13 protein-coding genes are annotated in these 14893 nt (G+C 68.8%); 10 read left to right on the plus strand and 3 right to left on the minus strand.

All coding sequences use genetic code 11. The features are described 5' to 3' along the window. Positions 1-21 precede the first annotated feature (21 nt). Positions 22-966, plus strand: coding sequence for an alpha/beta fold hydrolase (locus ACFVKT_RS05870; RefSeq protein WP_385727882.1), 945 nt, complete (start codon positions 22-24; stop codon positions 964-966). Positions 967-1406: 440 nt separating this feature from the next. On the opposite strand, the gene ACFVKT_RS05875 is transcribed toward ACFVKT_RS05870, so the two are convergent. From ACFVKT_RS05875 to ACFVKT_RS05885, 3 genes are read right to left on the minus strand one after another with little or no spacing between them, the layout of a single operon-like run. Next, positions 1407-2042, minus strand: a complete 636-nt coding sequence (locus ACFVKT_RS05875; RefSeq protein ID WP_385727884.1) for a GNAT family N-acetyltransferase — start codon at positions 2040-2042, stop codon at positions 1407-1409. Further along, positions 2039-3742 carry a glycoside hydrolase family 9 protein gene (locus tag ACFVKT_RS05880; protein ID WP_385727886.1) on the minus strand — a complete coding sequence of 568 codons (1704 nt, stop codon included), beginning with the start codon at positions 3740-3742 and terminating at the stop codon, positions 2039-2041. Before ACFVKT_RS05880 ends, ACFVKT_RS05875 begins: the two co-directional genes overlap by 4 nt. A gap of 26 nt (positions 3743-3768) precedes the next feature. Further along, positions 3769-5445, minus strand: a complete 1677-nt coding sequence (locus ACFVKT_RS05885) for a beta-N-acetylhexosaminidase (RefSeq protein WP_385727888.1) — start codon at positions 5443-5445, stop codon at positions 3769-3771. A 103-nt stretch (positions 5446-5548) separates the two neighbouring features. Here ACFVKT_RS05885 and ACFVKT_RS05890 point away from each other — a divergent pair, with 103 nt between their 5' ends. The 9 genes from ACFVKT_RS05890 (at position 5549) to ACFVKT_RS05930 (ending at position 14893) form a co-directional block, all read left to right on the plus strand. Then, positions 5549-6562: an ABC transporter permease gene (locus ACFVKT_RS05890; protein WP_385727890.1), complete on the plus strand. Its 1014-nt coding sequence runs from the start codon at positions 5549-5551 to the stop codon at positions 6560-6562. Further along, the gene (locus tag ACFVKT_RS05895) at positions 6559-7455 is read left to right on the plus strand and encodes a carbohydrate ABC transporter permease (RefSeq protein WP_385727892.1); all 897 of its coding nucleotides are present in this window, start codon (positions 6559-6561) and stop codon (positions 7453-7455) included. The genes ACFVKT_RS05890 and ACFVKT_RS05895 overlap by 4 nt, the downstream gene beginning before the upstream one ends. 12 nt (positions 7456-7467) lie before the next feature. After that, the gene (locus ACFVKT_RS05900) at positions 7468-9117 is read left to right on the plus strand and encodes an extracellular solute-binding protein (RefSeq protein WP_385727893.1); all 1650 of its coding nucleotides are present in this window, start codon (positions 7468-7470) and stop codon (positions 9115-9117) included. Positions 9118-9168: 51 nt separating this feature from the next. Beyond that, the gene (locus ACFVKT_RS05905) at positions 9169-9909 is read left to right on the plus strand and encodes a ThuA domain-containing protein (protein WP_385727895.1); all 741 of its coding nucleotides are present in this window, start codon (positions 9169-9171) and stop codon (positions 9907-9909) included. Then, positions 9906-10676 carry a sugar phosphate isomerase/epimerase family protein gene (locus ACFVKT_RS05910; RefSeq protein ID WP_385727897.1) on the plus strand — a complete coding sequence of 257 codons (771 nt, stop codon included), beginning with the start codon at positions 9906-9908 and terminating at the stop codon, positions 10674-10676. The genes ACFVKT_RS05905 and ACFVKT_RS05910 overlap by 4 nt, the downstream gene beginning before the upstream one ends. 8 nt (positions 10677-10684) lie before the next feature. After that, complete coding sequence (locus ACFVKT_RS05915) at positions 10685-11656, plus strand: NAD-dependent epimerase/dehydratase family protein (RefSeq protein ID WP_385727899.1); 972 nt, start codon at positions 10685-10687, stop codon at positions 11654-11656. 110 nt (positions 11657-11766) lie between these two features. Beyond that, positions 11767-12537, plus strand: a complete 771-nt coding sequence (locus ACFVKT_RS05920; RefSeq protein ID WP_385727901.1) for a GntR family transcriptional regulator — start codon at positions 11767-11769, stop codon at positions 12535-12537. A 252-nt stretch (positions 12538-12789) separates the two neighbouring features. Further along, a complete protein-coding gene (locus ACFVKT_RS05925; RefSeq protein ID WP_385727903.1) occupies positions 12790-13824 on the plus strand; it encodes an SIS domain-containing protein in 1035 nt (344 codons plus the stop codon). A gap of 163 nt (positions 13825-13987) precedes the next feature. Further along, on the plus strand, positions 13988-14893 hold the full coding sequence (locus ACFVKT_RS05930; protein WP_385727905.1) for an N-acetylglucosamine kinase: 906 nt from the start codon (positions 13988-13990) through the stop codon (positions 14891-14893).

The following is a 14893-nucleotide window of genomic DNA, read 5'->3' on the forward strand; positions in this document are numbered from 1 at the left end:
AAGATGCGTATCGTCGTCGGCATGACAAGTTGCACTGATCGTTCCATGATGAGTACGGCCGACGGCACGACAAGCTTGAGTTCGCTGCGGCTGCCCGACGGGTTCACCGACGCCTTCACCAGCCGGCTCGTGGAGGTGAACGGGCTGCGGCTGCACGCGGTCACCGGTGGGGACGGCCCGGCGCTGCTGCTGATCGGCGGGTGGCCCCAGACCTGGTACGCCTGGCGGGAGGTGATGCCCGCGCTCGCCCGCCAGCACACCGTCGTCGCCGTCGACTCGCGCGGGGCCGGGCTCTCCGACAAGCCCGACGACGGGTACGACGCCGGCACGCTGTCCGCCGATCTGGTCGCGTTGATGGCCGGGCTCGGGCACGACCGGTTCGACGTGGTCGGCCACGACATCGGTACGTGGACCGCATACGCTCTCGCCGCCGATCACCCCGAGCAGGTGGGCCGGCTCGCCATCCTCGAAGCAGTGATCCCCGGCCTCACGCCGTCCCCGCCGTTCTTCGGCCCGGCCGCGGCCAACCTGAAGCTCTGGCAGTTCGGCTTCAACCGGCTCACCGACCTCAACGAGGCACTGGTCCGGGGACGGGAACGGCTCTTCTTCGGCTGGCAGTTCGCCACCAAGGCCGCCACCCCGACCGCGATACCCGCGTACGCAGTCGATGTCTACGTCGACGCGATCACCGCGGATCCTCGCGCGCTGCGGGCGAGCTTCGCGTACTACCGGGCGCTGGACGAGACGATCGCGCAGAACGAGCAGCGCAGCAAGACCCGGCTGACGCTGCCGGTGCTCGCCCTCGGCGGCGCGCTGTGGAGCGGTGCGAATGCCGCCCAGACGATGCGGCTGGCGGCCGACGACGTCACGGGGGTCGTCCTCGACGACTGCGGCCATTACCCGGCCGAGGAGCAGCCGGCGCGGTTTGTCGAGATCCTGGAGGACTTCCTCGTGGCCAACCGGTAGCAGGCACGCCACACAGCTGAACTTTACGAACGACAGGCGGAGCTTCACAAACTCCGCTACGTCGTCGAGCAGGCGCTCGCCCTCCTCCACCAGTTCAAACGCCCCGTTATCCGACGGGAACGACGCCTCGAACTCCACGACGCCTTCGTCTCCCAGGCGGCGCGCTGTGGAGCGGCGCCAATTTCGGCGACGCCACGATCAAAATCAAGGACGGCCCGTTCTACGAGAACCTCGCCTACGCGTTGCCTTCGGGAATTCTGTTCAACTCCTACGCCTGACGCAACGATCCGTTCGCTGTACGTGATTTTGCGTAACTGTCGAGTGGAGTCATGGTGAACGGGAGATCCTGGCCGCGGTCGTGCTCGTAGCCAGAATCTCGATGGAACGCGGGTCCGAAGGAAGGGCCACACGCGGGCCGTCACGGTGCACAGCCACACCGTTCAGTCCAGCGTCATCACCATCTGCGAGCCCCACTCCTGGCGGCTGAGCTCGGTGAAGCCGACCGCCAGGTAGAAGGCGCGTGCCCCGGGGTTCCCGCTGCCCACGCCGAGGTGCAGCCCTGGTACGCCCCTGTCACGCAGGGCTGCGGTCAGCGTGCTCATCAGACGGCGACCGAGTCCGCTGCCCTGTCCGCGGGGGAGAATGTCGATGTGCAGGTGCGCCGGGTGGCGGACGTAAAGGTCGTCACGGTGCGGCCGGGTGCGGTGGAGATGGTCCACGCGGCGCCAGTCATGAGTGCCGTCCCCCGGATCCACGGCGAGCGCGGAAGGGTAACGAGCGCGCAGACCGGGCCACCAGTTCTCTTCCTGCCACATCTCGAAGGAGTACGTGTCGGCGGTGGCGACGATGAACCCGAGGGGGCCCAGGTCGTCGGTGGCGACAAAGGTGAGTGCGGGGTCCGCGGCCGGATAGGGCGCGGTATAGATGTGGCCGAGCAGATCGGGGTCGCGGTAGAGCGGTGTCGCGTCCCGTCCCGAGTCACCGGTCCTGAGGCACACCCGGTACATGCCGGGCAGGTCGGCCGGATGAAAAGGGCGTACGACGGCTGGACCGGAGGAGGGCACGGCAGCGGTCACCGGGCCGCCGCCGCGGCCAGCAGGAACCAGGCCGAATGCGGGATCCACTGTTCGGTCCAGCGCCAGCTGTTGCCGGTGTCCTTGTGGTGGTCGGGCATGAATGCGATGTCGTGCTCGTCCTCGAAGCCGGAGGTGATGCCGTTGAGGATGCCTCCGGGGACGTTGGGATAGTCCGGGTGGTATTCGACAGTGTTCCGCCCGATTCCCTTGATCATGGAGGAGTCGAAGGGGTTGAGGCCGGTCACCCAGTGCAGCTGGTCCTCCGCCAGGCGCAGCAGTCGGGAACGCAACTCGGTTGGGCAGTCGGGGAGTTCGGCAGCGAGTTGGGCCGCATAGGCCACCGAGCAGATGTTGGCGTTCTCGCCCTGCCACCAGTAGCCGGTCTCGTTGTCGTGCGGGTAGAAGAAGCTGGTGCGCGGGGCGGATTCCGTCGGCTGCACATACTGGCGTACACAGCCGAAGGGGTTGGCCACCTCGTCCGCGAGAGCGGCCGCGTCGCGCATCAGGGAGAGTGCCGTCGTACGGGCGGTCGGGGCGAGCGGGGAGTCGGGGCAGAGGCCGGCGAAGCGCAGGAGGGCGACGGCCGGGAGGCCGGATTCAGCGGCGTGGAAGAACGGACGCCCTGTCACATCGCCCAGGAGATAACCGAATCCGTGGCCCGAGTCGGTGTAGCGGTCGGTGAGTGCGGCTGTACGGCGCTCGGCGGCGGCCAGGACGACGGGATCGGGCTCCCCGGCGCCGGCCCGCAGCAGCTCCACGGCCGCGAGCAGCGCACAGTAGTCGTCGATGACGGACTCCTCGCCGTCGTACAGGTATTCCTTGTTGTGCAGCTCAAGATGCTCGAATCCCCGGCGGGCGGCGGTCAGGTACGCGGAGCTGTCGAAGTCGCCATGGTCGTTCAGAGTGGCGGCGCGGGCCAGGGCGGCGATCGCGAGGCCGCCTCCCTGACGGTAGGCCGCCTGCCAGCGCTGGGTGCGCACGCACTCCTGGAGCGGGGCGTTGATGACGCGTTCGTCGAGGTCCTTGGTGAGGGCGTCGAAGATCGCGGTGTAGAAGTAGCCTTCCGGCGACTGAAAGCGGACCAGGAAGTCGGCCCCGAACAGCGCCTCGTCACGCAGGCGGTCGCCGAGTGCCCGGTGCAGGCGCGGGTGACGGTCCGCAAGAGTGTCGCTGACCTCCATGAACGCCCAGGCACAGAGGGGGAGTTGCTGCGGGTTCATCATGCGCGTGTAGTTGAGATGGCTGAGGAACTTGCTGAAGTCGCCCGAGGCGTCGAGCCATCCGCCGCGTGCGTCGACCGTGCGGCCGGAGTCGTCCCCGTAGAAGCGGGCGTGGCGGTCCTTGCGGTCGATGGCGCCGCTGGAGCGCACCGAGCGGAAGTAGTACAGGACGTCCGAGAGCGTGCTCCGCTGGAGGAGAGTCGCGTCGACGCGGAAGTCGGCGGAGCGCTCGGTGCCGTACTCGATGCGGTACACGCCCGCTTTGCGCAGATCGGAGAAGTCGATTCGGCGGAAGGAGCCGATGGACCAGCGGTCGACGCGCTCCACCGGACCGACCGGAAGTTCCCGCCGGGTGCCCTCGCCGACCAGTGTGGCCGTGGCGGCCGGCTCGCCGCTCCCCTGCGGGGAGTTGAGCATGACGATCGCGCCCTTGGAGGCGGCCGTGTTGTAGCCGATGTGGCTGACAAGGATCTTCGTCACGGGGATCCCTCCGGGCTGGTGGTCGCTCACGGCTGGTTGGAGATCGAGTCGAGCCACTTGCGGGTCTCCGCGATTCTGCCGGGCTCGGAGCGTTTCCATACGCCGGTGCCGCCGGTCTGCCACGGGTGGGGACCGGCGATCGGCCGGTACTCCACGCCCATCGCGTCGAGCCGCCGCAGGTGGCGTACGAGCCTGGCGTCGAAGTCGGCAGGGTCGGGGACACCACCCGACCACAGGACCTCGGCGAGAGCGCAGGCGCGCGGAAAGGCCAGATAGTCCAGGTGCCGCTCGTCGGGCACCCACTCCGTCCAGATCTGGAACTGCCCGCCGAGGACGTGGGCCCGTTGCTCCTCGGACCAGGCGGTCGGGGCGGGTGCGAAGCGTGCCACGTCGGTCAGGGTGATCGGGCCGCCCTCCGACCGGCGTTCGGCGTCGAGGTCCGACTGGTCGAAGTTGAAGTAGGTCGGGAACAGCGGGGAGCGTACGACGTCGTGGGTGGCCGCGGCACGGCCCGAGGCATCGTCGCCGCGCCAGGCCATGACGATCGTGTCCGGCAGCACGCCTCCGGTGACATAGCCCTCGTCCCAGACGATCATCCGTACGCCGAGCCCGGCCAGGAACCGGCCGAGCGAGCGCAGGAAGTGCCCGTGCATCTCGCGTGGTTCGGAGCATCCGGCCGCCGCCATCGCCGCTGCCACCTCAGGATCCTCGGCCCACCAGTCCATCGCGCACTCGTCCCCGCCGAGGTGGACGTACGGCGCACCGGTCGCCTCGATGATCTCTTCGAGCACGTCCCACAGATACGCCTCGGTGCGCGCGACCGGGGCGACCGAGGTGCCGCCCTCCCACACCGTGTCGAGAACGGCCTGCGGCTCGCCGGGGCGGCCGAGCTGGGGAGCCGCCGCACGCAGGGCCGAGGTGTGGCCGGGCACGTCGATCTCGGGGACGAGGGTGATGCCGCGCAGTCGGGCGTAGTCGGCGATCTCCGCGAGGTCGTCGAGGGTGTAGTAACCGCCGTGCGGGGTTCCGTCGTCGGGGCCGCCGGGGCCGAGCCGGGTGGAAGTGCGCCAGGAGCCGGTGGTGTGCAGTTCGGGGTGGCGGCGGCTCTCCACCCGCCAGCCCTGGTCGTCGGACAGGTGCAGGTGCAGCCGGTTGAAGCGGTGGGCGGCCAGCAGGTCGACGTAGCGCAGGACCGTCCGCTTGGGGAAGAAGTGGCGTACGACGTCGAGCATCCCGCCGCGCCAGGCGAAGACGGGTTCGTCCTCGACGACCCCACACGGCACCAGCCACCCCTCGGGCGGCGGACCGGCCGCACGCCGGTGGACGGCGTCCGGCAGCAGTTGGCGCAGCGTGGTGAGGGCGTGCGCGACCCCCTCGGTGCCGCCCGCCGTGATGTCGACCTGGGTGGGCGAGACGCGCAGGGTGTAGGCGCCCGGGGCATGCCCCTCCGCCCCGTCTGTGAGCAATACCTGTGTGTCCTCAGTGGTATTGCTTGGTATGCCCGGCATTGAGCCGTGGAGCAGCTCGGAGAGAAAGCTCCGCAGCATGGCTCCGGCCAGCGGGGAATGGGTTCCGGAGATGGGTGTTTCGGCGGTCAACCTGCAATGACCGGAGCTGACTTGGGCGCGTCGGGGGCGGGGCAGCAGAGCTCGAAAGGCGTCCAAGACGGGTCCCAACTGTCGACGGTGTGGAGGGTTCGTCACTCAAGTCCCGCGGCGACGCTACTTGTTGTATTGCTTTGGTTCAAGTGGTACGTTCCCCGAACTCTTCTGGTACCTGCGCAGTTCCCACTGTCGAGAGGTCCCTATGACCGTCAATGCCGCGCAGCAACGCCCGGCCGAGTCCTTGCAGGAACGGCCGGTTCACCCACCACCGCACAAGCAGACCGGGAAGCAGCCGGGCACGGCTCGTGCCAAGTCCTTCGTCACACGCCTGCGGCAGGATTCGCCGTTGCTGCTGATGACGGCCCCCGCAGTCCTGGTCCTGCTGCTGTTCACCTACATACCGTTGCTCGGCAGCGTCGTCGCGTTCATGGACTACGTGCCGTTCCTCGGCTTCACCCAGTCCCAGTGGGTCGGCTGGGACAACTTCACGGCCCTCTTCCAGGACGACCTCTTCTGGGGCGCCCTGGCCAACACCTTCGAGATCACCTTCCTGCAACTGCTGCTCTTCTTCCCGGTGCCGATCCTGCTCGCCGTGCTCTTCAACTCGGTGGCGATGCCGGCGGTGAGGAACTTCGTGCAGTCGGTGATCTACCTGCCGCACTTCCTGTCCTGGGTGATCATCGTCGCGCTGTTCCAGCAGATGCTCGGCGGCGGCGGAGTCATCAGCCGCATTCTTGTCACCCACGGGAAAAGCGGCCTCGACATCATGTCGGACCCGGGCACCTTTCAACTCCTGCTCACCTCGCAGGCCATCTGGAAGGACGCCGGCTGGGGAACCATCGTCTTCCTCGCCGCGATCGCCGCCATCGACCCGCAGCTGTACGAGTCCGCCGCCATGGACGGCGCCGGCGCGCTGCGCAGGTTCTGGCACATCACGCTGCCCGGCATGCGCCCCATCATCGTCCTGATGCTGATCCTCAGGCTGGGCGATGCCCTCACCGTCGGCTTCGAACAGATCCTGCTCCAGCGCGACGCCGTCGGACCCGGAGCGGCCGAAGTCCTCGACACGTTCGTGTACTTCAACGGAGTCCAGGACGGCAACTGGGGCGTGGCCACCGCGGCGGGCCTCCTGAAGGGCGTGGTCAGTCTTGCCCTCGTCCTCGCCGCGAACAAGCTCGCCCACCGCTTCGGAGAGGAAGGGATCTACCGGCGATGACCACCTCCGTCCACCGCCCTGTGTGGCAGGGCAAGCCGAAGCCGATCGCACTCGTCCTCAAGGGCCTTGCACTGGTCCTGATCGCCGCCGTGGTGATCTTCCCCTTCCTCACGGTCGTCTCCACCAGCCTGGCCACCAAGCAGCAGATCGACGCCAACGGCGGCTACGTGCTGTGGCCCACCAGCGTCTCCTTCGAGGCCTACCGGCAGATCTTCGACGGCACGGGTGTCGCCCGGTCCATCGTGGTGAGCGTCGGAGTCACCGTGGTGGGCACCGCGTTCAGCCTCCTGTGCACGGTCCTCGCCGCCTACGGCCTCAGCCGCAGGGGGGCGCTTTTCCAGCGGGGACTGCTGTCCTTCGTACTGATCACGCTGCTGTTCGCGCCCGGCATGATCCCCGTCTATCTGATGGTCAAGCAGCTCGGCATGCTCGACACCTACTGGGCCCTGATCATTCCCGGCGCGGTGAGTGCCTTCAACATCGTGATCGTGCGGGGCTTCATCCAGGCCATCCCGCAGGAACTCTTCGACTCCGCGCGGATGGACGGCGCGGGGGAGTGGCGCATCTTCGCGTCCATCGTGCTGCCGCTGTCGAGGGCGGTGATCGCGGTCGTCGGCCTCTTCATCGCGGTCGGCTACTGGAACAACTACTTCGGTCCGCTGCTCTACCTCAACGACTCGAACAAGTGGCCGCTCCAACTGGTCATGCGGAACTTCGTGCTGGCGAGCAGTGTCAGTACGACCTCGGCGACCGCCGTGGTCCAGGACCAGCCGCCGGCCCAGTCCGTGCAGATGGCCCTCGTCGTCGTCGCCACGCTTCCGATCCTGTGCGCGTATCCCTTCCTCAGCAAGCACATGTCCAAAGGCATGCTCACCGGGGCCATCAAGGGCTAGGAGACAGACAGAATGCCGATCAACCCACAGTTCAGCCGCCGCACCCTGTTCAAGAGCGCCGCCTTCACCGCGCTGAGCGCCACTTCGCTGTCCGCGCTGACCGCGTGTTCGGGCGGTTCAGGGGTGAGCTCCGCCCCCGCCGGCAAGGCGGTTCCCGTACCCACGTACGTCGAGCCTGCGAACACACCGAAGCCCCTGCTGCCCGCCACCGCCGAAGGCGTCATGGCGGTCTACGAGTCCTTCCCGCTGAACGGCCCGCGCACGGTGAAGGAGGCGCCCGGGGACGGCAAGGAGTTCGAGTTCCTGGTCATGACCTACGGACAGCCCGCCCCGCCGCTGGACGAGAACGTCTACTGGCAGCTGCTCAACAAGGAGCTGAACCTCCAGCTCAAGCCGCTCAGGGTGCCGTACGCCGACTTCGCCACGAAGTTCCCCGCACTTGTCGCCGGTGGCGACCTGCCCGAGGTCGTGTCCGTGCCGATGGCCATGAACGTGGCCCGCCTGCCCCAGCTCGCCGAGGCCCAGTTCACCGACCTCAGCGACTACCTGTCGGGCGACGCCGTGAAGAAGTATCCCAACCTCGCCGGCATCCAGGAGGCGAACTGGCTCAACGGCTATCTCAACGGCCGCATCTACGGTGTCCCGAAGTCGGACCCGCCGTTCACCAGCCAGCTCTTCGCCAAGACCGACGTACTGCAGCAGGCCGGCGCCAACCCCGCGCCGAAGACTCTCGCCGAACTCAAGGAGATGGCGAAGGCGGTCACCGACAAGCGGGCCGGCATCTACGCGTTCTGTAGCGGCGTCGGCGACATGCTGACCGTCGAATGCATGATGATGATCTTCGGCGTGCCCAACCGGTGGACGCAGAAGAGCGACGGCAGTTTCGTCACCTACTACGACCACGAGCAGTTCATACCCGCTGTCGCCGCCCTCGCCGACCTGAAGAAGGCGGGCTACTTCCACCCCGACACCGCGACCATGAGCAAGGTGCAGCGCGACGCGCTGTTCCGTTCCGGGAAGATCGCCGTCATCGCGGACGGCGTCCGCGGTGTCGGCATCGTCGCGGACGACCACGACCTGAAGTTCGGCCTGATCGATCCGTTCGAGAAGGACGGCGGCAAGGCAACCCACTGGCAGGGTGCCGGGGCGTATGCCATCACGATGCTGAAGAAGACGGGCGACAAGACGAAGATCGACCGTTTTCTGCGCGTCCTCGACTACCTCGCCGCCCCCTTCGGCTCGCAGGAGTCCTTCGTCCTCAGCTATGGCGTCGAGGGCAGCGACAAGGACTACACCGTCAAGGACGAGGTCGCCGTTCTCACCACGCGTGGCCAGCGCGAACAGGACCTCGGCTTCGCCTACATCGCGGGCGGACCGCAGGTCCTGTGCGATCCGCAGGGCGCGCCCGGCGTCGACCGCATGTACCACGAGTGGCAGAGCAAGGCCGCCCCGGCGCTGCTGCCCAACCCGGCCGTCCACCTCTACTCCGAGACGTTCAACACCAAGGGCGCGTCCCTGGAACAGCAGATGAGGGACGCCATCACGGCCGTCACCCTGGGCCGTTCGCCCGCCTCCAGCCTCAAGGACGCCGTGCGCACCTGGAAGCAGAACGGCGGCGACCGGATGGCCAAGGAGTACGCCGAGTCCGCACAGCAGGCGTAACCGCACCGCACGGCCGCGCCCCGCACGCGGCCGTCCCCAGGAAGGACCCGGATGAAACTGCGAGGCTCCGCCTCGGCCCTGGTGGTGGTGGAAGGAACCGACCTCCACCACGACCTCATCGGCGCCGCCCTGGCGCTCCAGGAGATCGTCACCGAAGCCGGACTGTCCACGGCACGCGCCGTCGGCCTCGACCGCTTCACCGACCCGATGCCCGCCACCGCAGAAGCCGACGTGTACGTCCTCTACCGCTCCTCGACCGTCTTCGATCCGCGCCAGCAGAAGGCACTGGCCGACCTGGTGGCCGCCGGGAAGGGCCTCGTCGTGCTGCACGCCAGCAACCTCTTCGGCTTCGGCGAGGGTGGCCTGGACGCGGACCGCACGGCGTACGAACTCATCGGGTCCCGGTATCTCTCGCACGGCGACGCGGGCTCCGAGGGCAGGTTCGACGTCCGGATCCGCGAAGATCACCCCGTCACTCGCCATGTGGACGACTTCGCCATCGACGACGAGTACTACGTCCTCGAGTACGCCGGAGACGTACGGGTCCTCGCCGACCGTGAGCGACCCGACGGCTACCCCGAACCACTCGTGTACGTACGCGAGCACGGCGCGGGCCGCGTCTGCTACAGCGCTCTCGGCCACGACCCGCGCGCCTGGGGCAACCCGGGCTTCCGGCAGCTGGTGCGCCAGGCCGCGCTCTGGGCCGCCGGGCTCGACGACGTGGACACCGTGGAGAGCTGGTCCACCCGCTGGCCGCTGGGCAACGGGCGCACAATCGGAGACCGCACATGACGACATCACCCCCGCCCGTGATCGCCGCGCAACTGTGGTCGCTGCACAGCGAGGCGGCCGACGACCTGCTCGGCGTCCTCGCCAAGGTCGCGGCTCTCGGCTATCCGGCCGTCGAGACCATCAGCCTGTACGGGCACCGACCGGCACACGTGCGCGCCGAGTTGGATGCTCTCGGCCTCGCACTGTGCAGCGCTCACGCCCCCTTCCCCGTCGACGAGGACGCCGACAACGTCCTCGATGCGTATGAGGAGCTGGGTGCCGACACCCTCGTATGGAGCCTGGAGCCCGAGGAGTTCACCAGCGTCGATGCCATCTACCAGGGTGCCGACCGTGTCAACCGCGCTGCCGCGAATGCCGCCGTACACGGCATGACCATCGCGTACCACAACCACTTCGCGGAATTCCGCAACGTCTTCGACGGCCGTACCGCGTACGACATCCTGCTCGACGCGCTGGAACCCTGCGTACTCCTCCAGCTCGACACCTACTGGGCCCACACCGGGGGAGTCGATCCCGCAGCACTTGCCGCGTCGCTGGGCGACCGCCTTGTCTCCGTCCACCTCAAGGACGGGCCGGCGCGCGGCATGGACGACTACATGGTGCCCTTCGGCGACGGTGTCGTGGATGTGGAGGCCGCTGCCCGCGCGAACCCGGCCGTGCGCTGGAACATCGTGGAGATGGACCGGTCCCACCACGACATGTACCAGCTGCTCGGCCGGAGTTACACGCACCTGGTCGGGCGCGAACTGGCCCGCGGAAAGAGGTGAGTCCCACGATGCGCGTCCTCTTTCTCGGCGGCACCGGAGTGCTCAGCGCCGCCTGTGTATCTGAACTCGCCCAGCAGGATGTGGAGTTGACGATCGTCACGCGCGGCCGTGACACGCAGCGACCGGTCCCGCCGAACGTCAGGGCCCTCCATGCGGACGTCCGCGACACCGACGCGTTGAGCGCTGCCGTCGCTGGGACCGAACTCTTCGATGTCGTCGTCAACTTCATCGGCTACCACCCCGACGACGTCGCCGCCGACGTCGCCCGATTCACCGGCAGGACAGGACAGTACGTCTTCATCTCCACCGGATCCGTCTACGCCCGTCCCGCACCCCGCCTCCCTGTGGACGAGTCCTCGGCCCGCCGTGCCGGGAACTTCGACTACCCCCGGTTGAAACTGGAGTGCGAGGAGGTCCTGGAACGCGCCCACCACCGCGACGGGTTCCCCGCAGTGATCATCCGGCCCGCCCACGTCTACGACGAGACCGTCATACCCCTCCTCGCGGGCTGGACGGTCATCGATCGCTGGCGGCGCGGACGGCCCGCCGTCGTGCACGGAGACGGCACTTCACTGTGGAACCTCATGCACGCCCGCGACTTCGCCCACGCCCTTACCGGGCTGCTCGGCGACGACCGCCTCACCGGAGAGTCCCTGCACATCACCTCGGACGAGATCCTCACCTGGGACGGCATCCACACGTCGCTCGCCCGCGCCGCAGGCATCGAGCCACTGCTCGTGCACCGCTCCAGCGAGGACATCGGCCGCGAGATCCCCTGGATGGGGACCGTACTCACGGAGGACTTCCGTCATTCCCTCATCTACGACAACAGCAAACTCCACCGGCTGCTCCCGCAGTTCACGTCGGGCACGCCCTTCCGCAAGGGCGCCGTCGGCATCGTCGACCGGTTCGACGCCGAGCCCGGGCGCCGGGTCACCGACAAGGAACTCGACGCGGCCTTCGACCGGCTGGCCGGATGAAACGGGGCACCCGAATGGAACAATGGACCGGAACCGCACAACGGGCCGGAACCCACTCGCACATCGACACCGCACCACATGCAGCAGGAACAAGGGAAGGTCAGGACACGGTGAACACGACGCCTGAGGACACCTTGGCGCCCATCGCCGCGGACCACCACGAACCCCTGTGGGTCCAGGCCGTCGCGGTGATCGAGCAGCGGGTCAAGGACGGTTCGCTCCCTGCCGGGCGACGCCTTCCCGCCGAGCGTGAGCTGTGCGCGCAACTGGGCATCAGCCGCGTCACGCTGCGGCGCGCACTGCGTGATCTGGTCGATAAGGGGGTCCTCAGCTCCTCGCACGGACGCGGCTGGTATGTGGCGGAACGCGGCGGCACCGACCGGGAATGGCCCAACTTCCTGGAGTCGTTCAGCGAAACCGCACGCCGCAAGGGGCTGACGCCCTCCTCGCTGGTGCTGAGCGCAGACGTCAGCCCGGCAACGCTCGACGAGGGCGACGAGTTCGGGGTGGCCGCAGGGACGGAACTCTTCCGTCTGGACAGGGTCCGGCTGCTCGACGGGCTGCCCATCGGCGTCGACTCCTCGCGGGTCCCGCTGAACCTGGCGCCCAGCCTGGGCGGGACCGACTTCGCCCACGCATCCATGCTGGACGAGCTGACCGCGGCCGGATCCGAACCCCTCAACGCCGAGTCGATGGTCGAGTCGCGCGGCTGTCCCGCCGACCTGGCTCCGCACCTGGACATGGCTCCCGGTGAGCCGGTGCTCGTCATGGAGTCGGCGATGACGGACGCCAAGGGGCGGGTCGTGCTGATCACCACCATCACCTACCGGGGTGACCGGTACCGCCTGCGGACATCGTTCGCACGGGGCGGGTCCGCCTGAGGCGACGCCCTCCCGGGATGTGAGAGCCGGAGAGTCCGGCGCCGGGGGCCGAAATCCCGCTCCGACACCGGGCACCCGTGCGCCTGGCGTGGAGCGGATGTTTCCCCCGTGTCCGTCTCCTCGTACATGTCATACCGCCGGCCGCAGGTCTCGTACTCACATCCAGTCACCCCCGCCGCTTCCCGCGCCTCCGGCGTCGTCCGCAGCCACATCCCGGCGCCTACACCGGCGTCCCCCACGAAAGGAACTCCCGTGCCCGCAGCTCCCGAAGGGACCATTCCGTACGCCCAGGGCCGAGCGGCTCAGCCCGCCGCCCTGGAACGGATCGTGCCCCACGTCGCCGCTCAACTCGACGAACTGGGCAGCGTGTTGAAAGCGCGACGTCCCGTCTTCACGGGCATCGGCGCCAGCCATGCCGCGCTCGCTCTGGCCGTACGACTGCTGGAGGAGCATGGACTGCCCGCCCGCCGCACACTCGCCGGTGACCTCGTACCCGAGACGGCTTTCGCCGATGCGGACCTTGTCATCGGGGTGTCCCAGTCCGGCCGCAGCACCGAGACGCTCGACGCGCTCGCGTATGTCGTACCCGAACACCGCGCCGCCCTGGTCAACGCGGCCCCTTCCCCGCTCGCCGAGAGCGCGGCCCTTCGCATCGACCTCGGCAGCGAACCGGACAGCTACGCCTCCACCGTCGGCTACACGGGCACGCTCATCGCGCTGACGATGCTCGCCCGAGCCCTCGCCGGCCGATCCTCGGCGCAGATCACCGCCGAATGGGCTGGCATCGCGGGGCTGATGGAGGAACAGGAGCGGGCGATCGGTACCACGGTCGACGAGTTCGCGGCACGAGCCGCCGACACGGTCGCCGCGGACCTCGTCGCCTCGGGAGCTGCGGGATCCGTCACGGAGGCCGGAGCGCTTCTGCTGCGCGAGGTCTGCCGGGTCCCGGCCACCGCGCTGGTCACCCGCAACTACCTGCACGGCGCCATGGAGTCGGCGGGTCGAACCCTGCATGTCACCGTCGGAGACGGCCGCGAACTCGACCTCGCCCGCACGCTGGCCGAGGCGGGGCACCCCACCCTCGCTCTCACAGCCGCCCCCGTCACAAGCGTCGGCTTGCTGTACGTCGCTCCGGTCCCCGGTCACCTTTCCCTCCCGGTCCGCACGGTCCTGCAGACGAGCGTTGTGCAGCGACTCGCGGGTGCGCTGGCGCAGGCGCGTGGCGTCGACATCGAGGACTTCGTTTTCCACCACGCCGACACCAAGACGGAGGAGGCCGTCGGATGACCCCGCCCCCGCCCCCGACCCCGACTGCGACCTCGACCTCGACCCCGACCCCGACCTCGACCCCGACCCTGACCCCGACTGCGACCCCGACCTCGGCTCCGGCTCCGGCTCCGTCTCCGTTCAAGGCCCGCACCTGCTGCACCGAGACCGAGGAGAGCACGGCATGAGGCCCGTCGTAGCTGGCGTCGACATCGGCGGAACCAAGACCCAGGTCCTCCTCGCCGACGCCGTCGCCCACACCGTGACCGACGACGTCACCCTGCCGAGCACCGGCTGGCAGACCCGCGACCTCCACCGGGCGGCGGACTGGCTCATCGCCCGATTGCGGGCCATCGCCGACGACGCGGAGCTCGTCCGCGTCGCCGTCGGCGCCCACGGGTGCGAGACGCCCGAGCAGGGTTCACTGCTCGCCCGGGCCCTGGGCAGCGCACTGGGCGGCATTCCGGTCACCGTCGTCAACGACGCCGAACTGCTCGTCCCGGCGGCCGGGTTCGAGCACGGCATCGGAGTCGTCGCCGGGACCGGCTCCATAGCTGTCGGGCGCCATCGCGACTCCGGCGTCCGGCTGTCCGCGGGAGGCTGGGGCTGGGTCCTGGGCGACGAGGGATCCGGCTCCGCTCTCGTGCGCGAGGCAGCACGCGCGCTCCTCACCCACGCCGACACCGGCACCGACCTCACCGCGGACCCCTTGACGAAGTCGCTGCTCAGCTCCTACGGCGCAGCGGACCTGCCCGGGCTGGCCGCCGCGATGAGCTGGGACGGAGGCGTGGAGACCTGGGGGCGTCACGCCCAGGCGGTGTTCACCGCGGCGGACGAGGGCTCGGCACTGGCCCGTGACGTCATCGCGGAGGGGGGAAACGCTCTGGCCGGCCTGGTGACACGGCTGGCCGAGCGCGGAGCCCGCACCGACACGGTCGTCTTCGCCGGAGGCGTCATCACCGCCCAGCAGCGCCTGTGGACCTCTGTCACCGACCGTCTCGCCCACGATCTGCCAGGGACCGCGCCGCACCTGCTCGACGCCCCGCCGGCACGCGGAGCCCTGAACCTGGCACTTCACGGAGGTCACTGA

This window comes from Streptomyces sp. NPDC127595 (assembly GCF_042671685.1).
Lineage (GTDB): Bacteria > Actinomycetota > Actinomycetes > Streptomycetales > Streptomycetaceae > Streptomyces.

Excerpts from the sequence above, each read along its gene's own strand:
- ACFVKT_RS05900 (WP_385727893.1), top strand. The coding sequence starts at position 7,468 with ATGCCGATCAACCCACAGTTCAGCCGCCGCACCCTGTTCAAGAGCGCC.
- ACFVKT_RS05910 (WP_385727897.1), top strand. The coding sequence starts at position 9,906 with ATGACGACATCACCCCCGCCCGTGATCGCCGCGCAACTGTGGTCGCTG.
- ACFVKT_RS05905 (WP_385727895.1), top strand. The coding sequence starts at position 9,169 with ATGAAACTGCGAGGCTCCGCCTCGGCCCTGGTGGTGGTGGAAGGAACC.
- ACFVKT_RS05930 (WP_385727905.1), top strand. The coding sequence starts at position 13,988 with ATGAGGCCCGTCGTAGCTGGCGTCGACATCGGCGGAACCAAGACCCAG.
- ACFVKT_RS05915 (WP_385727899.1), top strand. The coding sequence starts at position 10,685 with ATGCGCGTCCTCTTTCTCGGCGGCACCGGAGTGCTCAGCGCCGCCTGT.
- ACFVKT_RS05895 (WP_385727892.1), top strand. The coding sequence starts at position 6,559 with ATGACCACCTCCGTCCACCGCCCTGTGTGGCAGGGCAAGCCGAAGCCG.
- ACFVKT_RS05890 (WP_385727890.1), top strand. The coding sequence starts at position 5,549 with ATGACCGTCAATGCCGCGCAGCAACGCCCGGCCGAGTCCTTGCAGGAA.
- ACFVKT_RS05870 (WP_385727882.1), top strand. The coding sequence starts at position 22 with ATGACAAGTTGCACTGATCGTTCCATGATGAGTACGGCCGACGGCACG.